Origin of the sequence: Kribbella sp. NBC_00359, assembly GCF_036097425.1 — a bacterium.
Taxonomy (GTDB): Bacteria; Actinomycetota; Actinomycetes; order Propionibacteriales; family Kribbellaceae; genus Kribbella.
This window is the reverse complement of record NZ_CP107975.1, coordinates 8,760,926-8,782,134: the sequence shown is the minus strand read 5'-3', so window position 1 is coordinate 8,782,134 and position 21,209 is coordinate 8,760,926. Positions and strand designations below refer to the sequence as shown.

Sequence of the window (21,209 nt, the reverse complement as noted above, 5' to 3'; positions counted from 1 at the left end):
GACACATGCTCGGTGCTGTCCGTGCGGAGGACGGCCTGACCGCCCGTTGGTCCTGACGGGGCGGTGGTATCCTCGGCGTATGCGAGTGAGCCTGCTCCTTAGTTAGCCGTACTGGCATCGAGGCGTCGATGCGCCGGTCAGTGCGGCAGCCCCTCCTGCGCGAGGGGCTTTTTCATGTCCTGAGCCGCCTTCTGGCACATTAGGCTCAACAACACACGAATGCGGGAGTAGTACCGTGAGCGAGCAGGTGGATGACGCCCCGATCGACCGGGGTGGATACGACTTCAACGCCATGCAGGCCAAGTGGCGCCCGGTCTGGGAGAAGCTGGACCCGTTCAAGGCGCGTGACGACGGCACGGCCGAGCGGCGCTACGCGCTCACGATGTTCTCCTACCCCTCCGGCGACCTGCACATGGGGCACGCCGAGGTGTTCGCGCTGCACGACGTGCTGTCGCGCTACTGGTTCCAGCAGGGGTACGACGTCCTGAACCCGATCGGCTGGGACTCCTTCGGGCTGCCCGCCGAGAACGCGGCGATCAAGCGCAACGAGCACCCGGCCACGTTCACCTACGCCAACATCGAGACCCAGGCGGAGTCGATCCGCCGGTACGCGATCAGCTTCGACTGGTCCCGCCGGCTGCACACGTCCGACCCGGAGTACTACCGGTGGACGCAGTGGCTGTTCCTGCGGTTCTACGAGCGCGGGCTGGCTTACCGCAAGGCGTCGTACGTGAACTGGTGCCCGCACGACCAGACCGTGCTGGCCAACGAGCAGGTCATCCAGGGCCGGTGCGAGCGGTGCGGGCACGAGGTCACCAAGCGCGAGCTGACCCAGTGGTACTTCAAGACCACGGAGTACGCCCAGCGGCTGCTGGACGACATGGAGCTGCTGCAGTGGCCGGAAGAGATCCTGCTGATGCAGCGCAACTGGATCGGCCGGTCCGAGGGCGCGTTCGCGAACTTCCAGGTCGAGGGCCGCGACGAGCCGATCAAGGTCTTCACCACCCGTCCGGACACGCTGTTCGGCGCCACCTTCATGGTGGTCGCGCCGGACGCCAAGCTGGCCGCTGAACTGGTCACGCCGGACCAGCAGGCCGCCTTCGACGAGTACCTGGCCGCCGTGAAGGCGACCACCGAGATCGAGCGGCTGAGCACCGAGCGGGACAAGACCGGCGTCTTCCTGGGCTCGTACGCGATCAACCCGGTGACCGGGCAGCGGATCCCGATCTGGGCGGCCGACTACGTGCTGGCCGACTACGGCACCGGCGCGATCATGGCGGTCCCCGGCCAGGACACCCGGGACTGGGAGTTCGCGGAGAAGTTCGAGCTGCCGATCGTGCGGACCGTCGAGCCTTCGGCGGACTTCGACGGTAAGGCGTACACGGGTGAAGGCCCGGCCATCAACAGCGCCAACGACGAGATCAGCCTGGACGGGCTGGACGTCGCCGACGCCAAGTCGCGGATCATCGACTGGCTGGAAGGCAAGGGGCTGGGCGAGCGGACGATCAACTACCGGCTGCGCGACTGGCTGCTGAGCCGGCAGCGGTACTGGGGCTGCCCGATCCCGATCATCCACTGCCCGTCCTGTGGCGAGGTGCCGGTCCCGGACGACCAGCTGCCGATGGAGCTGCCCGACCTGCGCGGCGCGGACCTGCAGCCGAAGGGTGTCTCGCCGCTGGCGGCCGACCGCGAGTGGGTCGAGGTCGACTGCCCGAAGTGCGGTGGCAAGGCCGAGCGCGACACGGACACGATGGACACCTTCGTCGACTCGTCCTGGTACTTCCTGCGCTACCTGTCGCCGGAGTTCGTCGAAGGCCCGTTCGACCCGGCCGCGGCCGAGCGCTGGATGTCGGTGTACCAGTACGTCGGCGGCAAGGAACACGCCGTACTGCATCTCCTGTACGCGCGGTTCTTCGTCAAGGCGCTGCACGACATGGGCCTGCTGACCGTGGTCGAGCCGTTCACCCGGCTGCTGAACCAGGGCCAGGTGATCAACCAGGGCAAGGCGATGAGCAAGTCGCTGGGCAACGGTGTGAACCTGGGCGACCAGCTCGACGAGTACGGCGTCGACGCGGTCCGGCTGACGATGGTGTTCGCCGGTCCGCCGTCGGACGACATCGACTGGGCCGACATGTCGCCGGGCGGCTCGCTGAAGTTCCTGCAGCGGGCCTGGCGGCTGGCGGGATCGGTCGAGGCGCCGGTCGGTTCGGACCCGTCGACCGGTGACGTCGCGCTGCGCAAGATCACCCACCGGACGGTGGCGGACGCCGCCGAGCTGATCGACTCGATGCGGTTCAACGTGATGGTGGCCCGGATCATGGAGCTGGTGAACGCGACCCGGAAGGCGATCGACGCCGGCCCGGGCGCGGCCGACCCGGCCGTCCGCGAGGCGGTCGAGACGGTGGCCGTCCTGCTGAGCCTGGTCGCGCCGTACACGGCCGAGGAGATGTGGGAGGAGCTGGGCCACGAGCCGACGGTCGCGAAGGCCGGCTGGCCGAAGGTCGACCCGGCCCTGCTGGTCCAGGACACGGTCACCTGCGTGGTCCAGATCGCCGGCAAGGTGAAGGACCGGCTGGAGGTCTCGCCGGACATCTCCGACGCCGACCTGGAGCAGCTGGCGCTGGCGTCCGAGGCGGTCCAGAAGGCCCTGGACGGCCGCGGCACCCGCAAGGTCATCGTCCGTGCGCCGAAGCTGGTCAACATCGTCCCGGCCTAGACAGGACTACGCTGCTCAGATGCGCTCTGAGCTCATCGATGTCACCACCGGCGGTACCGAGGTCGTCTTCGACCTGACGAGCATGTGCGAGCAGTTCGTTGCCTCCGAGGCCCATCAGGCCCAGGGCGACGGACTGCTGCACCTGTTCGTCCCGCACGCCACGGCCGGGATCGCGATCCTCGAGACCGGAGCCGGCAGCGACACCGACCTGCTCGCGGTGCTCGAGCAGTTGCTGCCGCCCGACTTCGGCTGGCGGCACCGGCACGGCTCGCCGGGGCACGGGCGTGACCACGTGCTGCCCGCGCTGATCCCGCCGTACGCCTCGGTTCCGGTGCTCGACGGGCGGATGATGCTCGGCACCTGGCAGTCGATCTGCCTGGTCGACACCAATGTGGACAATCCGCGCCGGCAGGTCCGCCTTTCCTGGCTTCCCGGTTAACGGACTACCGGGTAACTCATCTTTGCGGACCTCGGTGACTTATCGTGATGTTGCGGATCGCGTTACGTTTGCGAAACACGACTCCGCTTGAATTGCCTGCATGGCAGCGCTTGACACCCTTCGGGCCCAGTGGGCGGGACTCGGCACCGAACTCCTGATCCGCGCCACCCGCGGCATTTGTGACGGCAGCGTGCTGAATGCCGATTCCGGTCGCGCGGACACCCGCGCACGGATCGACGACTGGACCGGGGTGCTTTCTCTCTACACCGGTGAAAATGAATCCATCTCGGTTCAGGCGACGGCTTGAAGCCTTTGGCAAAGTCCACACCGGGCTGGGTTTCTGCCCTTTCAGCTATTTCATCCTGAATCAACTTGTTGCCTCAATCAACAATTTGGTGTGATCCAGGCCGCATCCCGCGCCTCGGTTCCGCCCCGCGCGCGGGCCGCTGTCACGCTATGTTGTGACAGGAACGTGAGGCCTCAAGAGGGGTGACGGGCTGTGTCGGACGCGGGTGGCCGGGCTGACGGTCGGCGGAGCTTCGCCGATCTCCTGCTCGACCTGAGGGTCCAGACGGGTCTGTCCCAGGAGGAGCTGGCCGACCGCGCCGGGTTGAGCGTGCGGTCCATCCGCGAGATCGAGGCCGGGCGGGTGGCGCGCCCCCGGAAGGACTCGGTCCGGCTGCTCGCGTCCGCGCTCGGACTGCAGAGCGCTGATACTGATCGCTTCCTCGCCGCGGCCGGGCACGGTGTCGCACGACCGGTCGTCTCGGTCGCCGATCCCGCGCCGACGGGTTTGCGCTGGCGCGGCACCAGGCCGATCCCTGATGGTCTCGTCGGCCGTGAGCAGGAGCTCCTCGAGCTGGAGACGCTGCTGCGCCAGAACCGACTCGTCACGCTCGTCGGTCCGGGTGGTGTCGGCAAGACCGAGCTTGCGCTGGCCGCGGCCGACCGGTTCTCGGGCGTCGACACGACGGTGGTCGTCGTCGACCTCACGACGGTCCAGCGCGATGCCGCCGTACCGTCGGCCATCCTGGACGCCTTCGGCACCGCGCCGGGCACGTCGGACCTGGACGACGTACTGTCCGGGCGCAAGCCGGGGGACCTGGTGATCGTGGAGGACAACGCCGAGCATGTGCTCGACGGGGTCGCGACGGTCGCGAACCGGATGGTCCGCAGCTTCCCGGGCATCGGCGTACTGGTCACGTCGCGGATCCCGCTCGGCCTGCCGGACGAAGTGGTTCGCCGGGTGCAGGTGCTCGGCGTACCGGGGAACGACAAGGACTTCGACGAGATCGTGGCCAGTCCGGCGGTGGAGATGTTCTGCCGGCGGGTGGGGCGGGTGCGGCCCGGGTTCGTCCTGACGCCGGAGAACGCGTCCACGGTGGCTCGCCTGTGCCAGCGGTTGGACGGACTGCCACTGGCGCTCGAGCTGGCGGCCGCGCGGGCCGGGTCGCTGTCGGTGGAGACGATACTGACCGCGCTGGACGACAGGTTCCGCTTGCTGTCCGGGCCACGGCGGTTCGGTGCGCCGCACCAGCGGACGCTGGCCGACACGATCGCGTGGAGTGTCGACGCGCTGTCCGATGCGGCGCGGCAGCTGCTCTACCGGACGTCGGTGCTCGGTTCGCCGTTCACGCTCGACGCGGTGGCCGGGGTGTGCACGGGCGATCCGATCGACGCGGCCGACGTACCGATGCTGCTGGCCGAGCTGGTGGAGAAGTCGCTGCTGCAGCCGGTGAACGAGTTCGAGCAGCTGTACGGCGCTCGCTACAAGCTGCTGGAGACGATCCGGGAGCACGCGTACGCCGGTCTGTCGTCGCAAGGCGATGACCTGATCGACTTCCGGGACCGGGCGGTCGCGTGGTGTTCGACGTACGTGTCCGGGCTGGAGGGCGCGTGGTCGTCGCCGGACCGGGATCGGCGGTATCGGGCGGCGCATGCCAACTCCGCTGTGTTCGAGGTGGCGCTGGAGCGGGCGGCCGAGCTCGGGCAGTGGGATGTGGCCGCACGGATCGTGCTGGGCTTCCGGATCGCGTGGCAGTACCAGGCGAGCGTGGCCGAGAGCGGGATCCGCTGGGCGACTTTGTGCGCCGACAACGTGGCGGACCAGGAAGTCAGCGGCAGACTGCGCGCGATCGCCGGGCGGCTGTCCAGCCTGACCGGTGACATCCGTGGCGCTCGCCGGAACTACGGCGAGGCACGGGTTCTGATCCCTGGCGAGACCGAGATGGGGTTGCTCGCACGGAGCGGTTGGGTGTCGTCCGGCTCGCATCTGCTGGATGCCCAGATCCTGGCCGAGATCCCAGCGCTGGTGGAGGACGCTCGTAAGCATGGCGACGTGCAGCGGGCCGCGACGGTGCAGGCCACCTGTGGGCTCGCTCTGCTGCGTTGGGGCCGGTTGACCGAGGCCAAAGAGCTCTTGCTCGCTTGGGAGGCCGCACTGGTCAACCCGGGCGTCTATCCGGACGAGATCGCGTACATGGCGCTCAGCCGCGTGGAGCTCGAGCTGGGCAACCTGGCCGAGGCGCGGCGCTTTGCGTTGCTTGCCCGGGACAGTCAGGCCTCAGACGATCCGGAGCGCACCAAGGTGGCCGGCTGTCTGGCCATGGTCGAATACCAGGCCGGCCGGTACGACGAGGCGCGGGCGCTGCTCGACGAGGCAGACGCCGACATCCGCGGACACCGCGGGTACTTCGACTACCTGGTGATGCTCTATCGGTCACGTCTGGCCCGTGACGCCGGTGAGGTGGAGCAGGCCCGGGTGTGCATCCGGGATGCGGTCAACCGGCTGCTGGTCGAAGGCCGGGTTGTCTATCTGCTCGAAGTACTGCCTGAGGCCGTCGCCGTGCTGCACGCGCTCGGGCGTGCGGACGCGGGTGACTCGTTGTGCGGCCAGCTACTGGCGTGGCAGCGGTCGATGGACCCGCCGATGCTGCCGACCGCGTGGGCGGTCCTGCAGGAGTCCTGCGACAGTGCGTCCGTCGCCGATGGGTGGCCGGAGCCTGATCCCGCGGCCGCGGTCCAGCGGCTGGCGAACGACGTACTCGCCGCCCTTTTGTGACGCGCATCCGCTGAAGCTGCCGGGTAACTGCCGGTTCTTCTGCCTCGTCCTGACATGGCTGCCGGACCAAGAATTACAGCCGTAGGACAGGTTCCACGAAGCAGAGACCGACGCCGGGCAGTGCGGGCAGGGGAAAGGGCGGTGAACCATCATGAGGCCATGGTGCAGCGCCGGACTCCCGTCAAGCTTGGGGAAGGCGACGCGGAGGGCATCCGGCGGCCGGGCGGTGGGGGCGCCGATCGGCTGTCGAGAGCTCCGGGGTGCTGCCGAATGCGGATCTGTCCTGCCTGAACCGGGTGCCGTGCGCCGTCAGGGCACCACACCCGGGGCGGGGTCCCAGCAACGGGCCAGGCACACGACACAGGGGACGAGTGCCGGAGCCCGGCTGACACGGGGAAACCGGCGGGTTTGGTCACCCGCCGGCGGGTTGGCCGCTGGGGGCCTCCCGGGACCTCGACGAGCTCGCGGTCAGGCCGGTCCACACAGGACCGGTACGGGGAGTAGCTCGCCGGGGACCTGACACAGCCACGCCGGCCGAGCTGGCAAGAAGGGGGAGCCAGCACTCCGGCGCCATGAGGAAGTCGCACGCTGACGGGCGGGGGGCGGTCCGCTGACGTACGTGGGGACGACAGTGGGCTGACGCCGAGGGGGAGTCAGCACTGCGAGAGCGAGGTGAAGGCCGCGGTGGGGTAGGCCTTCACCTCGCTGGTTCTTATGTTCTAGTTCTTTTGCACGTCGTGGAGAACCGCTGCCTTGTCGAAGGCGTAGCCGACCATCCAGCTTGGTTGGAGACGGCAGTAGACGATGTCGTCACCCCAGCTCGACGGAGAGCTGCCGTAGTGGTTGGTGAGATGTGCCTCGATCTCCGCGAAGTCCGGGTGCTCCGGTGTCAGGAAATCCACTTCGCCGTGACTGAACACGCCGATCCGCTCGCCGTCGACGTACGAGAGGCTGGCCGCTGGTCTGGCCTTGAGGTGCCGCGCTTTGGCCGCCGAGCCCGACGTCGTGAACACCCACCGGGCATGCAGGAAGTGCCCGTCGACCGCACTGATCCGCGGCTCGCACCGAGCGGTGACCGTGGCCAGATTGAGCGTGCACATGCCGGTCAGAACCCGCACCAGGTCGTCGGCGTCCAGCCGGCGCGGGTCCGTGATGATATTGCGCAGATGCTCCGTCGAACGCTCGTACGCCTGATCCAGAAGCTCCTGCAACGTGCTGACTTCGGCCGCTGTCTCCTTCATCCTCCGCAGTCTGGCATCGTGCGCCGACAAAGCCCGTCCCACGCCTGGCGCGCGGCGACGTGGGACCGGGAGACACGATCTAAACTGTCCGGTAACCTCGCTGCATGTCAGCCCGCGTGCACGTCGTCACCGACTCCACGGCTGGCTTGTCCACGCATGAGGTGCTTCGCCACCCGCTAACCGTCGTACCACTCCAGGTCGTCATCGGCGGGACGTCGTACGACGACGGCGCCACCTCGGCCGACGCCGTTGCCGAGGCTTTGAAGACCTTCACGCCGGTCTCGACCAGCCGCCCGTCCCCGCACACGTTCGCCGACGCATACATGCAGTGCGCCAAGGACGGGGCTGAGGCTGTGGTATCGATCCACCTCTCCGGTGATATGTCCGGCACGTTCGAGGCCGCCATGATCGGGGCCAAGGAGTCGCCGATCCCGGTCCGCGTGGTCGATTCCCGCTCGCTCGGCATGGGCCTCGGGTTCCCGGTGCTCGCAGCGGCGGCCGCAGCCGCCGCGGGGGAGGACCAGGCCAGCGTCGAGGCCGCGGCCCGCGCCCGGATGAAGTCGATCTCGGCCTACTTCTACGTCGACACGCTGGAGTACCTGCGCCGCGGCGGCCGCATCGGCGCCGCCCAGGCGCTGCTGGGCACGGCGCTCGCCGTCAAGCCCCTCCTCACCATCAGCGGCGGCCGCATCGTCCCCCTCGAGAAGGTCCGCACCTCCTCCCGGGCCATCGCCCGCCTCGCCGACATAGCCGTCCAACGCGCCGGCGACAATCCCGTCCAGGTAGCCGTCCACCACCTGGCCAACCTCGAGAAAGCCCAAACCCTGGCGGACGGCCTGGCCGACCGCCTCCCCCAAGCCGAAGAAATAGTCCTCCGAGAAGTAGGCGCCGTAATAGGAGCCCACGTAGGCCCCGGCCTCCTAGCCGTAGTAATAGCCCCCCGCTAACCGACCCGGCCCACCCTCGGCCTGCCCCACCCCGGCAGCCCACCCGGCCAGCCTCACCCGGCCGCCGCCACCTCCGCCCACCCGACGTCGGCCTGCCCCGGCGAGCTCGGCCCGCCGCCAGCTCGCCCTCCCCGCACGACCTCAGTCTCCCGCCCCGCCTGCGCTGCAGGCGCGGGCGGGGTTTTCCACACCTTCGAAATCGTCGTTCCAGCAGGCCTACAGACTCGTACTTTCTCTGGCGTGAAGGTCTTCCGTCGTGCTCCAGCGCCCGCCCCGGGCGCGCGTGAGCGTGCGCTGGCACGTCTCAGCGCCCGCCCACCGGAGCACGCACCCGACGAACACCTGGAGGAGCGTGATGAGGAGGTGCGAGGTGGATGGATCCCCGAATCGGTCCGACCCGAGCGACTACGAGACGCCCGCTGGACCCTGTCCCCACGGCACGTCATGGTCCTGGCCGCCGTACTGGCCATCGGACTGTCCTGGGCCGCCTGGTCCGTCTTCCGCGCCCGCCCGGAGACTCTCCCCGACACCCGCCCATCCACCGCCACCACAGGCTCACCCGTCACCCAACCAGGTGCCTCAACCAGCGCCCCCTCGCCCGGCGCAGCGCAACCAACACCCGGCTCCGGCCAGCCAACCGCCCAGCCTTCGACACGTGCTGCTCAGCCCTCCCAAGGCTCACCCGGCATCCCCGGCCAGTCGGCAGGCGTGGTGGTCGTAGACGTCGCCGGCAAAGTACGCCGCCCCGGCCTGGTCCATGCTCCGACCGGCTCCCGCGTCGCCGACGTACTCACCCTCGCCGGCGGCCCACTCCCCGGCGTCGACCTCACCACCCTCAACCTCGCCCGCCAAGTCACCGACGGCGAGCAAATCATCGTCGGCCAACCCGCACCGCCACCACCCACCACCGCACCAGGCGCGACCACCTCATCCGCCCCCACCGCACCACCCAACTCGCCCGTCAACCTCAACACCGCAACCCTCGACCAACTAGACGCCCTCCCCGGCGTAGGCCCCGTCCTGGCCCAGCGAATCCTCGACTACCGCACCCAGAACGGCCCCTTCACCACCATCGACCAACTCCAAGAGGTCCCCGGCGTAGGCCCCAAGAAATTCGAATCCCTAAAACCCCATGTCCGCATCTGACCCCCCACCAACCCCGCAAGCCAAGCCCTCCACCGCCGCCCCTCTCGCCAACGGCCGCCCCTCCGTCCCGCTCGCCACCGGGCGCCCTGCTAATCCCCAGACCGAGCCATCCACCGCCGACCCTCTCGCCAACGGGCATCATGCCGATCCCCACGCCGACGGGCACGCCGCAGACTCCCTCCCCGACGGGCTCGCCGCCGACGACCATCCCGCCGATCCACTCGACGCTGAGCGCCCCGCCACCGAGCAAGCCAGTGAGTCGCCTGCCTCGCCGAAGGCCGGTGACCCGCCTGCTGCACCGGAGCCTGGTGTGTCGCCTACCTCGGCGGAGGTCCGTGGTCCGCATGCCTCGCCGGAGAAAGCTGAGTCGCCCGCCGCACCGGGCCCTGGAGAGTCGGCGGCCTCGGCGGAGCCCTACGACCAAGCCGCCTCGCAGGCCAGCGGTGATCGGCCTGCCGTGCAGGAGAGCGATGATGCGCCCGCTCAGGCGGGGGGTGGTGAGCCGCTTGACGCGCGGTTGTTGGTGCCGGCCGGCGCGGGCTGGCTCGCGGCGGTTCTGCTCGTCGGACAGCGCCCGCTTGCCGGCCTCATAACGGCCACCGTCGCACTAATTGTCGCCTGCGCACTCGGGCTGATCCTCCACAAACCAGATCCCACCAACCACGTCTCCTCGCGCCGACTGTCGCGGCACCGCCTGGGTCAGCTATGGCACGGACGGGCTGGCGGCGCGGCGTGGGCTGATGAACCGGTGCGGGCCGGCGGACCGTCGCGGGCTGAGGGACTGGAGCGGGATGGCGGAGCAGTGCCCTATGGCGGAGTTGCGCAGGTTGGCGGAGCGGTGCCGGTTAGCGGACCGGCAGGGGTAGGCGGAGGGGCGCGGGTAGGCGTGCTGGCGCGGGTTGGCGGTGTGGTGTGGGCGCGCATGGGGTGGGCGGTGGTGGGGGTGCTGGTTGTTGTTGCGGGGATGGGGGTTGCGGCTGGTCTGCAGGTGGCGAGTCTTCGGGCTGGGCCGGTGCGGGGGTTGGCGGCTGACAGCGCGACGGTGGGGGTGCGGCTGAAGGTGGAGGGGGATCCGTCGGTCCGGCAGAGTCCGGGTGGCCGGCGGCCGCCGTATGTGGTGCTGAAGGCAACGATCGTGGAGGTGCGAGCGCGGGGGAGTGTGACCCGAGTGCGTACGCCGGTGTTCGTGATCGGTACGACGCAGTGGCAACGGGTCAGGTATGGCCAACATGTCGACGCCAATGGTCGCCTCGAGGCGGTCGAGGCCGGCTCGGACGTCGCTGCCATGCTCTCGGTCCGTTCACCACCACGGATCGTCGACGAGCCGCCCTGGTGGTTACGCGCGGCGGAGAAGGTCCGCGCCGGCCTCCGTGAGTCCGTCGCCGGCCAACCGGACGACGTACGCGGACTCGTGCCGGCGCTCGTGATGGGCGACTTGTCCGGCCTGGCCGCCGACCTGACAGAGGACTTCCAGACGACCGGACTCACGCACTTGTCGGCGGTATCGGGCACCAATCTGACCTTGCTGCTGGCGTTCATCCTCCCGTGCTCGCGACTGATCGGAGTACGCGCTCGCGGGCTGACCGTGATCGGTGTGATGACGGTCGTCGTGTTCGTGATCCTCGCCAGGCCGCAGCCCAGTGTGCTCAGGGCGGCCGCGATGGGGCTGATCGCGTTGGCCGCGATGACGAGTGGTGGAGCGCGGCGGCGCGCCGTACGCAGTCTGTCGGTCGCAGTCATCGTCCTGCTTCTCCTCGACACATCGCTCGCGCGATCCGCAGGGTTCGCGCTGTCGGTGCTCGCGACGGCGGGGATCGTGTTGCTCGGTCCTGGTTGGCGCGACGCGTTGGCCAAGTGGTTGCCGAGGTGGTTGGCTGAGGCGATCTCATGCCCGCTCGCCGCACAACTCGCGTGTACGCCGGTCGTCGCGTGGCTCTCGGGTCAGGTGTCGATGGTCGCGGTCGCTGCCAATCTGCTGGCCGGTCCCGCCGTCGGTCCGGCGACCATTCTCGGGTTCGCCGCGGCAGGCGTCGCGCTCGTGAGCACGGAGGTAGCTCGACTCGTCGGCTGGGCAGCGGGTTGGCCGGCGCGGTGGATCATCCTCGTTGCTCGCGAAGGCGCCGACCTCCCGGGCGCCGCGAACGCCTGGCCGGCCACTGCGATCGGCGTCGCCGTGCTGACCCTGCTCTGTCTCGCGCTCGTACTCGGACTGCACCGCATCCTGGCCCGCCCGATCGCCATGGTCCTAGCGGTGGTCGTCCTCGCAGTCGTCGCACTGCGTCCAGTCGGTTCACTGGGCTGGCCGCCGGACGACTGGCTCTTCGTGATGTGCGACGTGGGTCAGGGAGATGGCTTGATACTGCGAGCAGGTGAGCGTACGGCGGTTGTCGTCGACACGGGCCCGGATCCGGCCGCGATGGATCGGTGCCTGCGTGATCTCGGGGTCGAGCACATCCCGGTTCTCGTGCTGAGTCACTTCCACGCGGATCATGTCGGTGGGCTGGCCGGAGCACTGAAGGATCGGCGTGTCGACGAGATCGAGGTGACGCCGTACTTCTCGCCGCGCGCGGAGTACGACCGTGTCGTCGACCTCGCGTCGCATCACGGCATCAGCCTGCGCACGGTGACCTACCACGAGAGACGCGTCGTCGGTCAGATCAGTTGGACGACCCTTTGGCCCGCGCGCGTCCCGGCACTGCCGCCGCCCGGCACGTCCTCCGCGACGTCGACCGACGAAGGTTCCCCGGAGAACAACGCCAGCATCGCCATGATGGTCGAACTGTCCGGCCTCCGAATACTCCTCACCGGCGACCTCGAACCCGAATCCCAACGAGCAATCCTCGCCACCGGCGACGACCTGCATGCCGACGTCCTCAAAGTCCCGCACCACGGCTCGGCCCAGCAAGACCCCACCTTCATCGCGGCAACCAACGCCCGCCTGGCCCTCATCTCTGCCGGCCGCAACAACGACTACGGCCATCCCGCGCCCAGGACCCTCACCCTTCTGTCCCACCAATCCACCCGAACCGCCACCACCAACACCACCGGAACCCTGACCGTCACCAACCCCGACAACCACCTGACCCTCACCACCACAGGCCACGACCCGTAGACCTAGCAGGTGAAGGTGCCCGCGGCGGCTGGGATGGTGTTCGGTCTGGTCTCATCACCACGGGCGACGAGCCGTCCGCGCCTGGGAGGTGAAGGTGACCGCGGCGGTGGGGATGGCCTTTCGGTCTGGTCTCGTCACCAGGGGCGACGACCCGTAGGGGCTTAGGAGGTGAAGGTGACGGCGGTGGTGGGGATGGTGTTCTCGGGTTGGTTGCCGAGGGACCAGGCGGCGACTCGGGAGACGATGTGGGCGGGGATCTCCTCACTGACGCCCGGGACGGCCGGGATGTTGTAGGTGCCGTGTGCGTCGTACGGCAGGATGAGGCGGTAGCCGCGGGCGAGGGCGGTGCGGGCGGTTGCGTGGACGCACATCTCGGACATGACGCCGCAGATGGCAACCGAGCGGACGCCGGCGGCGATCAGGATCTGGCCGAGTGAGGTGGCGTCGAAGCCGTCGTCGCGGGGTTTGCGGATCACGTGCTCGCGGGGGCCGGGTTTGACGGCGAGGTACAGCTCCCAGCCAGGGGTGTCGGGCTCGTCGTCGGCGCCGGGTGGGCCGTCGTTCTGGAGGTGTACGACGACCGCGCTGGCCTCCCGTGCACGGTCGAGCAGCTGGGTCGTGCGGTCGAGAAGACGAGGAGCGTCGGGTACGGCGTTCTCACCCGAGACGAAGGCGGATTGCATGTCCACGACGATCAGCGCGTCGACAGGAGTGACCGCGCTCCCGCTGACGTCTCGCCGTACAGGCGACCGTAGACTGTCTCGCTCAGCGTGACTCATGCCACCATCCTCACTGGTTGAGGGACGACGGTTCCACAGAGTTTCCCCGGAGCGGGGGTTGTCGGTGGGGCATGGGATGCTGACGGGGTGGCTGCTCGTAGGGGTTCTGCGCCGAAGCTGGGCGATGTGTTGCTGGTGACCGGTGCCGAGGCGTTCCTGGCGGATCGCGCGGTGCGTTCCGCGATCGCGGCAGTCTCCAAAGGCGCGGCGTCGAACGGCGATGACGCGATCGAGGTGACCGACGTCGACGCGTCCACGTTGGATGTCGGGGTGTTCGCGGAGCTCACCGGGCCGTCGCTGTTCGCCACCGAGCGAGTCATGGTGCTGCGCGCGCTGGAGAATCTGCCGAGCGAGATGGTGCCGCATCTGATCGAGTACGCCGGTGCCACGTCGGACGATGTACTCGTCGTGCTGGTGCACTCGGGCGGCCAGAAGGGCAAGGCCGTCCTCGACAAGTTGCGGAAGGCATCGGTCAACGAAGTCGTTGCGACGGCGCCGAAGGCGTGGGAGTTGCCGCAATTCGTGGCGGGTGAGATCCGGTTGCACGGCGGGACCTTGGACGAGCGGGCGGCGACGGCGCTGGTTGACGCGGTCGGGCACGATCTGCGGGCGTTGGCTGGGGCATGTTCGCAGTTGGTGTCGGACGCCGGTGGCCAGGCAGTCACCGCTGAGTTGATCGGGCAGTACTTCGGCGGTCGTGCGGAGGTGACGAGCTTCGCGGTCGCGGATGCGGCGATCGCGGGGCGGACCGAGCCGGCGCTGGAGCAGTTGCGGTGGGCGCTGGACTGCGGGGTCGCGCCGGTGTTGGTCACTAGTGCGATGGCGGGTGGGCTGCGCGGGCTGGCGAAGTTCGCGAGTGCGCCCGGCGGTCTGCGGGAGGCGGATCTGGCGCGGGAGGTCGGCGTACCGCCGTGGAAGCTGAAGCAGCTCAAGCAACAGTCCCGCGGCTGGACCCCGGGAGGTTTGGCGACCGCGATCAAGGCGGTGGCCCAGGCCGACGCCGACGTGAAAGGCGCCTCAGGCGACGCCGGTTACGCCCTCGAGCGCATGGTCCTCACCGTAAGCCGAGCTCACGGCCGCCGCTGACGCCTAGGCGGACGGGCGTCATGTACGGCGGGGAGCATGATGCCGACGGGGCAAGCCTGGGCAAGTCGGCCGACGCAGCTGGTGTCCGGCAGTTGTCGCGCGGCAGCACCAGTCGGCCCGAGTAGTCGCGCGGTGGTAGCTGGTGTCCGGAGTTGTCGCGCGGCAGTACCTGTCCGCCGGCGTTGTCCCGCGGTGGTAGCTGGCCGGCTGTGTAGGTGCGTCGGCTGTGTTCAGGTACGCAAAAACGATCGGCCGGTCGCGGGGACGGGCCGATCGTTGGCGGGCTGCTTCAGAGAGAAGCGGCCTTCTTGAAGATGGCCGACTTGCGGTTGGCGGCCTGGTTCGCGTGGATGACGCCCTTGCTGACGGCCTTGTCGAGCAAGCGGCCGGCCTTGCGAGCGGTGTCCTGCGCCTTGTCGGCCTCGCCGGCGTCGACGGCCTCGTGGAAGCGGCGAACAGCCGTCTTCAGGGTCGACTTCACCGACTTGTTGCGAAGCCGCGCAGCCTCGTTCTGGCGGTTGCGCTTGATCTGGGACTTGATGTTCGCCACGTGAGCAGAGCCTCGATCAGGAGTTTGCGGTCATTACAGGAAGGTGTCGCGCGCACGGCTGTACACCACCCGTGGGTGCGCGAAGAGACAGATTACCAACAAGCCCCCGCCTCCTCCAAACTCAGCTCTCGCGAGCTCTCGCGGGGCTCAGGCGGTCGCGGCGGCTTCGGCGGTGGATTTCAGGCGGGTGAGGGTGGTGTGGATGCCGTGCGCGTTGCGGGGGTGCGGTTGCCGAAGAAGGGGCGGAAGGGGAGGCGGAGGGTGGCCGGGCGGTGGTCGGTCCAGGATTCGGTGACCTCGCAGCCGGTGGCGGTCGCGGTGAAGTCGTAGGCCCAGAGGGAGATCGGGATGGGGCCGAAGTGGATCGAGAAGGCGAACCGGCGGCCGGGGTCCGCGCCGACCACCCGGCCGAACGTGAACCAGCGCACCGCACCAATCCGGTTGTGCCCGACGACCCCCGCCGGAGCGGACGGCTCCGGCTCCACCATCGTGCGGGTCGACACTTAACGCAACATCGGCTCAGCACGCAACCAGCGTGCTGAGCCGACGTCCGTGGATCAGGGCCGTACCAGCTGGATCGTCCCGCTGGACTTGGCGACCGCGACCTGCTTGCACTCGCCGGTCGCGACGGCGCACCGGGAGAGCGTGTCCAGGCCGGGCACGATGATGGTGGCCGGGTCCTCGAAAAGCGCGCGATCCCGCCACGTCGATTTGGCCGGCAGCCGCATCTTGGTGACCTTGCCGGTAGCGATGTCGACGGCGACCCCGATGTTGCTGATGGTCATCGTCGCTCCGTCCGGTGACAGCGACAAGTACGGCGCGGCCACCGGGGCTTTGAAGCAGTACTCACGCTTCACATCGAGCTCCTTGTCTCCCAGCGCGGCGGCTGTGACGCAGGACGTGCCGTCGCTCCTGTAGCTCGTCTTCAGGACTGTGCCGCTGGTGCGCGTCACCTCGATCTGGTCGTTGAATGTCCCGACTGTCCGGAGGTCCTTCGATCCGGGCTGCCATACCTTCACCGGCACAGCGTTCGGAGCGTGCTCGTGCATCCAGATGCCGTCCTTGTTCCAGCCGAGGAGCTCGAGGTTGGGAGTCTTGACGGTGAGGCTCGTCACCTCCTTGCCGGTCCTGATGTCGACGACGACCACTCGATTGTCCGTCCTGCCGTACTTCGAGTCCGCGACGGCGATCTGCCGGCCGTCGGGTGAGACCCGTGGGCCGTCGGCCCCGAGCGGTCCGATCGGCCGGACCTGGCCGCTCGGCGAGACGACGACGATCTGGGACTTGTCCGGATCGGGGTAGCCGGTGTCGGCGAGCCAGCCGCCATCGGTCCGTGCGACGACGTTGCCCTTCAGACCCGGGTTCTTGACGGTCTTGCCGCCGTCGTGGAGGACGGACCACCAGGTGTCGAGCGGGTTGTCCGGGTTGCTGCTCGGGTCGGTGATCGTGTACGGGATCCGGGGCGCCCCGGTCGGGAGCGGGCCTGGGGTCGGGTGGGCGGCTACGGACGGCTGGTCCGGCTTGGCCAGGCCGTGCAGGAAAGGTACAGCCAGGGTCAGGACGGCGGCGATGCCGGCTGCGGCGAGGGCTATCGGTACCCAACCACGGCGGGTGGAGGTGCCGGCCGTGGCCAGCTCCAGGCCGGGGCCGTGGGTGGAGGCCGGCACGGTGCCGGCCTTGGCGTGTAGGTAGTCGCGGAGGCGGGTTTCGGTGTCGGTCATCGGAGCTCCTTGAGCTTCTCGGTCAGGATCGCGATTCCGCGCGACGAGGTGGAGCGAGCGCTGGATTGGCTGATTCCGAGCGTCTCTGCGATCTCGGCGAAGGGGAGGTCGAGGTAGTAGCGCAGAACCAGGACCTCTCGCATGCGCCTGGGCAGGGCTTGGAGCGCCTGCCGGACCTGCAGCCGGTCTTCTCCGAGCATGGCGCTGCTCTCGGCTGATGCGTTCGGTTCCTCGTGCGGTGGCGTGTAGAGCCGTGCCGTCCGACGACGCCGCAGTAGAGAGCGGCAGCGGTTCACCAGCGTCGTGCGCAGCCACCCCAACGCCTTGTCGTTGTCCCGCAGCGGCCAATGCCGGTACAGGTCGGCAAAAGTCTCCTGTACGGCGTCCTCCGCTGCCTGCCGGTCGTCCACCACCAGCACGGCCAGGCGGACCAGCCCAACCCAGTGCCGGCGGTAGAGCTCCGACACTGCGTCTCGCGCCTCGTCATGCGCCAGAGATCGGAGCGGATCTCTGATGCTCACGATTGGATTCGTCACACCCCCAAAGACGCACAGCTCCCCGAAACGCTGCGTCAAGCCAGCCGCTCGCGGACCCAGTCGAGGTGGATGAGCGCGTGCCGACGCTGCCAGGCACGGATGGTCGGCAACCCGGGCGGCGGCGGCTGGAACGCTCCCCACCACAGCCCGGCCGCGATGGCAGCCAGAAACCCAGTGATGGCGACATCGTTCGGCAGCACGGGCAGACTGACTGATTCACGCATGTCTGCCTGCAGGATCACTGTGTCGGCCCAGCGGGGTGCGAGTGCCGGGTGGGCCCAGTCAATGAATACGACTCGATCGTCGGTCAGGATGATGTTGTCGGCCCGCAGGTCCCAGTGCGCCAGCGCCTTCCCCTCGGCCATCACCCGCAGCGCGTCCCGGGCCAGCTCGGCCAACTCCTCGACCCGCCCGTCGAACCAGGCCGGTACGTCGAGACCGTCAGCCAGCACGTTGTCCCACCGGCTCAAGAACTCCGCACTCCGCACCACCGCCACCGGAGCGTCCGGCCACGGAGACGGGTCCAGAGCCTCGGTCAGCTCGGCCACTGCGTCCAGCACCCGGTCGGCGTCGGCCTGCTCCCACGGGTGCGCGGGCAGCCGGCCTTCGATGTCCTCGAAGAGCAGGCCAACCCAGTCGCCGTCGTCGTACACGTCGTACAGCGCGGGGGCACTCGGCAACGGGCCGATGGCCTGGACGGCGGTGATCTCCTGGCGGAACAACGACGGGGTCTTCGGGTTGAGCGACGGACCGACGGCCTTGACGAATGCGCGGCGGCCGGAGGCGGTCACCAGGCGGGCGGCGACGCCGGGGGAGAAGCCGCCCTGCTGGGTCGCGGCGGAGACCACCACGGACCCGAGCGCACGCTCCACCCAGGCCCGCACTGCGGCGGGCACCTCCTCGAAGGGCAACCGGACCCCAGCAGCGTGCGCCATGCCCCCGAACGGTAGGGCCCGAGCGCCTCAGCCGCTCGGCATTTTCAAATCCGCTGGTCCCGCATGGGATGATTGACCAGTTGACCTGCAATACCCGAGACGAACTGGATCCCCTCCGTGCCCGTAGGCCCCACGACCGTGCCGCAGCCGGGTCGCACCGACCCGTCGCTGATCCGGAACTTCTGCATCATCGCCCACATCGACCACGGCAAATCGACGCTGGCCGACCGGATGCTGCAGATCACCGGGGTCGTCGAAGGCCGTCAGATGCGGGCCCAGTACCTGGACCGGATGGACATCGAGCGGGAACGCGGCATCACGATCAAGTCGCAGGCGGTCCGGCTCCCGTTCGCGCCCGGCCCGGACTCCCCGGGCGGCCTGCTCGCCCCGGACGGTACGACGTACATCCTGAACATGATCGACACACCCGGGCACGTCGACTTCACGTACGAGGTGTCGCGGTCGCTCGAGGCGTGTGAGGGCGCGGTGCTGCTGGTCGACGCGGCGCAGGGCATCGAGGCGCAGACGTTGGCGAACCTCTACCTCGCGCTGAACGCAGACCTGCACATCATCCCGGTGCTGAACAAGATCGACCTGCCCAGCGCGCAGCCGGAGAAGTACGCCGCGGAGCTGGCCCACATCATCGGCTGCGACCCCTCCGACGTACTGCGGGTGTCGGCCAAGACCGGCGAGGGCGTCGAGGAGCTGCTGAGCGAGATCGTCGCCCAGGTCGACCCGCCGAAGGGCGTCAAGGACGCACCGCCGCGGGCGCTGATCTTCGACTCCGTCTACGACACGTACCGCGGCGTGGTCACCTACGTCCGGGTGGTCGACGGCGAGCTGACCCACCGCGACCGGATCAAGATGATGTCGACCGGCGCGGTGCACGAGATGCTCGAGGTCGGCGTCATCTCGCCCGAGCCGATGAAGTCCCCGAGTATCGGCGTCGGCGAGGTCGGCTACCTGATCACCGGCGTGAAGGACGTCCGCCAGTCCCGGGTCGGTGACACCGTCACGGCGGCCGTCCACGGTGCGACCGAGGCGCTCGGCGGCTACAAGCACCCCCAGCCGATGGTGTACTCCGGCCTGTTCCCGATCGACGGTGACGACTACCCGACGCTGCGCGACGCACTGGAGCGGCTGCAGCTGAACGACGCGGCCCTGCAGTACGAGCCGGAGACCTCGGGTGCGCTCGGGTTCGGGTTCCGCTGCGGGTTCCTCGGGCTGCTGCACATGGAGATCGTCCGGGAGCGGCTCGAGCGCGAGTTCGACCTGGACCTGATCTCGACCGCGCCGAACGTGGTCTACCGGGTCGAGATGGAGGACGGCAAGGAGTTCGTCGTCACCAACCCGAGCGAGTTCCCCGAAGGCAAGATCGCCGACATCTACGAGCCGGTGGTGAAGGCGACGATCCTCAGCCCGAAGGACTTCATCGGCGTGATCATGGAGCTGTGCCAGACCAAGCGGGGCAACCTGCAGGGGATGGACTACCTGTCCGAGGACCGGGTCGAGCTCCGCTACACGCTGCCGCTGGCCGAGATCGTCTTCGACTTCTTCGACCAGCTGAAGTCCAAGACCAAGGGTTACGCGTCGCTGGACTACGAGCCGACCGGTGAGCAGGCCGCGGCGCTGGTCAAGGTCGACATCCTGTTGCAGGGCGAGACGGTGGACGCGTTCTCGGCGATCGTGCACCGCGACAACGCCTACTCGTACGGCGTCGCGCTGGCCGGCAAGCTCAAGGAACTGATCCCCAGGCAGCAGTTCGAGGTGCCGATCCAGGCCGCGATCGGGTCCCGGATCATCGCCCGCGAATCGATCCGCGCCATGCGCAAGGACGTGCTGGCCAAGTGCTACGGCGGTGACATCACGCGGAAGCGCAAGCTGCTGGAGAAGCAGAAGGAAGGCAAGAAGCGGATGAAGATGGTCGGCCGCGTCGAGGTCCCGCAGGAGGCCTTCATCGCCGCGCTCCGCACCACGGACACCGGGGAGAAGGCCAAGAAGTAGGTGCCCGTCGACATTCCGGAAGGCCTGCTGGTCGTCGGCTCACGCGGTCCGGACTGGGCCGCCTGGCTCGACCGGTTGCCGAAGCTGACGCGGGAACTGCTCGACGAGTGGGATCTCCGGGTCGACGGTACGGCGTTCTACGGCAACTGCGCGCTGGTCGTGCCGGTGACGACGGCCGGCGGGCAGAGCGCCGTACTCAAGGTGCAGTTCCCGCACTGGGAGGCCGAGACCGAGCATCTCGCGCTCCGGGACTGGGGCGGGAACGGCGCGGTGCTGTTGCTGCGGGCGGACCCGCGTCGGTTCGCCTTGCTGCTCGAGCGGTTGGAGCCGCGCGACCTCACCACGGTCGACGCTCTCGACGCGTGCGAGATCGTTGGCAGCACCTACAAGCGACTTCATGTCCCCGCGGGGCCGCAGTACCGGACGTTGTCGGGTGAGCTGACGCGCTGGCTGGAACGCCTCCGGCAGTTGCCCGCGTCGGCGCCGGTCCCGCATCGGTACGTCGAGCAGGCGATCTCGCTGTCCGAGGACTTCGTGGCGGACCCGGCCACCGATGGCCGGCTGATCCACACCGACCTGCACTACGAGAACATGCTGGCCGCCGACCGCGAACCCTGGCTGGTGATCGACCCCAAGCCGCTCTCCGGCGACCCGCACTTCGAGGTCGCGCCGCTGATCTGGAACCGGTGGGACGAGGTCGTTGCCTCCGGCGACCTTCGGTTCGCGGTCCGGCAGCGGTTCTACACCGCGATCGACGCGGCCGGTCTGGACGAGGACTGGGCCCGCGACTGGGTGATCGTCCGCCAGATGCTCAACGTGCTGTGGACGCTCGAGGACGCCGGCGGCGACGAATCCCTTCCGCAGGACTGGCTCACCCGCAACATCGCGATCGTCAAGGCCATCCAGGACTGAGCGCGCCCGCGCCGCGTGACGTAG

At 68.8% G+C, this 21,209-nt stretch carries 17 protein-coding genes; 10 read left to right on the top strand and 7 right to left on the bottom strand.

Annotated features, from left to right (window positions below; genetic code table 11):
* Positions 1 to 235 precede the first annotated feature (235 nt).
* The 4 genes from leuS to OG876_RS42300 all read left to right on the top strand — a co-directional run bounded on the left by leuS (position 236) and on the right by OG876_RS42300 (position 6,216).
* Positions 236 to 2,716 carry a leucine--tRNA ligase gene (leuS, locus tag OG876_RS42315; RefSeq protein WP_442914064.1) on the top strand — a complete coding sequence of 827 codons (2,481 nt, stop codon included), beginning with the start codon at positions 236 to 238 and terminating at the stop codon, positions 2,714 to 2,716.
* 19 nt (positions 2,717 to 2,735) lie between these two features.
* Positions 2,736 to 3,155 (top strand): YjbQ family protein, encoded by a 420-nt coding sequence (locus OG876_RS42310; protein ID WP_328522378.1) that lies wholly within the window; start codon positions 2,736 to 2,738, stop codon positions 3,153 to 3,155.
* 100 nt (positions 3,156 to 3,255) lie between these two features.
* Entirely contained in the window at positions 3,256 to 3,462 is a 207-nt protein-coding gene (locus OG876_RS42305) for a hypothetical protein (protein WP_328522377.1), read from the top strand.
* 192 nt (positions 3,463 to 3,654) lie between these two features.
* Positions 3,655 to 6,216, top strand: coding sequence for an ATP-binding protein (locus tag OG876_RS42300; RefSeq protein ID WP_328522376.1), 2,562 nt, complete (start codon positions 3,655 to 3,657; stop codon positions 6,214 to 6,216).
* A 719-nt stretch (positions 6,217 to 6,935) separates the two neighbouring features.
* On the opposite strand, the gene OG876_RS42295 is transcribed toward OG876_RS42300, so the two are convergent.
* Complete coding sequence (locus tag OG876_RS42295; protein ID WP_328522375.1) at positions 6,936 to 7,457, bottom strand: pyridoxamine 5'-phosphate oxidase family protein; 522 nt, start codon at positions 7,455 to 7,457, stop codon at positions 6,936 to 6,938.
* Positions 7,458 to 7,561: 104 nt separating this feature from the next.
* Between OG876_RS42295 and OG876_RS42290 the strand changes: the two genes are divergently transcribed.
* The 3 genes from OG876_RS42290 to OG876_RS42280 all read left to right on the top strand — a co-directional run bounded on the left by OG876_RS42290 (position 7,562) and on the right by OG876_RS42280 (position 12,662).
* A complete protein-coding gene (locus OG876_RS42290) occupies positions 7,562 to 8,404 on the top strand; it encodes a DegV family protein (protein WP_328522374.1) in 843 nt (280 codons plus the stop codon).
* A 240-nt stretch (positions 8,405 to 8,644) separates the two neighbouring features.
* Entirely contained in the window at positions 8,645 to 9,550 is a 906-nt protein-coding gene (locus OG876_RS42285; protein WP_328522373.1) for a ComEA family DNA-binding protein, read from the top strand.
* 1,021 nt (positions 9,551 to 10,571) lie between these two features.
* A complete protein-coding gene (locus tag OG876_RS42280) occupies positions 10,572 to 12,662 on the top strand; it encodes a ComEC/Rec2 family competence protein (protein WP_328522372.1) in 2,091 nt (696 codons plus the stop codon).
* A gap of 161 nt (positions 12,663 to 12,823) precedes the next feature.
* Here the strand turns inward: OG876_RS42280 and OG876_RS42275 are convergent, their stop codons facing one another.
* Positions 12,824 to 13,441 (bottom strand): cysteine hydrolase family protein, encoded by a 618-nt coding sequence (locus OG876_RS42275; protein ID WP_328522371.1) that lies wholly within the window; start codon positions 13,439 to 13,441, stop codon positions 12,824 to 12,826.
* An 87-nt stretch (positions 13,442 to 13,528) separates the two neighbouring features.
* On the opposite strand from OG876_RS42275, the gene holA reads away from it, so the two are divergent.
* Entirely contained in the window at positions 13,529 to 14,527 is a 999-nt protein-coding gene (gene holA, locus OG876_RS42270; RefSeq protein WP_328522370.1) for a DNA polymerase III subunit delta, read from the top strand.
* Between the two features lie 289 nt (positions 14,528 to 14,816).
* On the opposite strand, the gene rpsT is transcribed toward holA, so the two are convergent.
* The 5 genes from rpsT to OG876_RS42245 form a co-directional block, all read right to left on the bottom strand.
* Positions 14,817 to 15,077, bottom strand: coding sequence for a 30S ribosomal protein S20 (gene rpsT / locus OG876_RS42265; protein ID WP_328522369.1), 261 nt, complete (start codon positions 15,075 to 15,077; stop codon positions 14,817 to 14,819).
* A gap of 179 nt (positions 15,078 to 15,256) precedes the next feature.
* Complete coding sequence (locus tag OG876_RS42260; protein ID WP_328522368.1) at positions 15,257 to 15,580, bottom strand: hypothetical protein; 324 nt, start codon at positions 15,578 to 15,580, stop codon at positions 15,257 to 15,259.
* A gap of 54 nt (positions 15,581 to 15,634) precedes the next feature.
* The gene (locus tag OG876_RS42255) at positions 15,635 to 16,798 is read right to left on the bottom strand and encodes a hypothetical protein (protein ID WP_328522367.1); all 1,164 of its coding nucleotides are present in this window, start codon (positions 16,796 to 16,798) and stop codon (positions 15,635 to 15,637) included.
* Positions 16,795 to 17,319 carry a sigma-70 family RNA polymerase sigma factor gene (locus tag OG876_RS42250; RefSeq protein WP_328522366.1) on the bottom strand — a complete coding sequence of 175 codons (525 nt, stop codon included), beginning with the start codon at positions 17,317 to 17,319 and terminating at the stop codon, positions 16,795 to 16,797. Before OG876_RS42250 ends, OG876_RS42255 begins: the two co-directional genes overlap by 4 nt.
* Positions 17,320 to 17,369: 50 nt before the next feature.
* Positions 17,370 to 18,269: a hypothetical protein gene (locus tag OG876_RS42245; RefSeq protein ID WP_328522365.1), complete on the bottom strand. Its 900-nt coding sequence runs from the start codon at positions 18,267 to 18,269 to the stop codon at positions 17,370 to 17,372.
* A 117-nt stretch (positions 18,270 to 18,386) separates the two neighbouring features.
* On the opposite strand from OG876_RS42245, the gene lepA reads away from it, so the two are divergent.
* Complete coding sequence (gene lepA / locus OG876_RS42240; RefSeq protein WP_328522364.1) at positions 18,387 to 20,273, top strand: translation elongation factor 4; 1,887 nt, start codon at positions 18,387 to 18,389, stop codon at positions 20,271 to 20,273.
* Positions 20,274 to 21,185: an aminoglycoside phosphotransferase family protein gene (locus tag OG876_RS42235; protein WP_328522363.1), complete on the top strand. Its 912-nt coding sequence runs from the start codon at positions 20,274 to 20,276 to the stop codon at positions 21,183 to 21,185.
* Positions 21,186 to 21,209 lie beyond the last annotated feature (24 nt).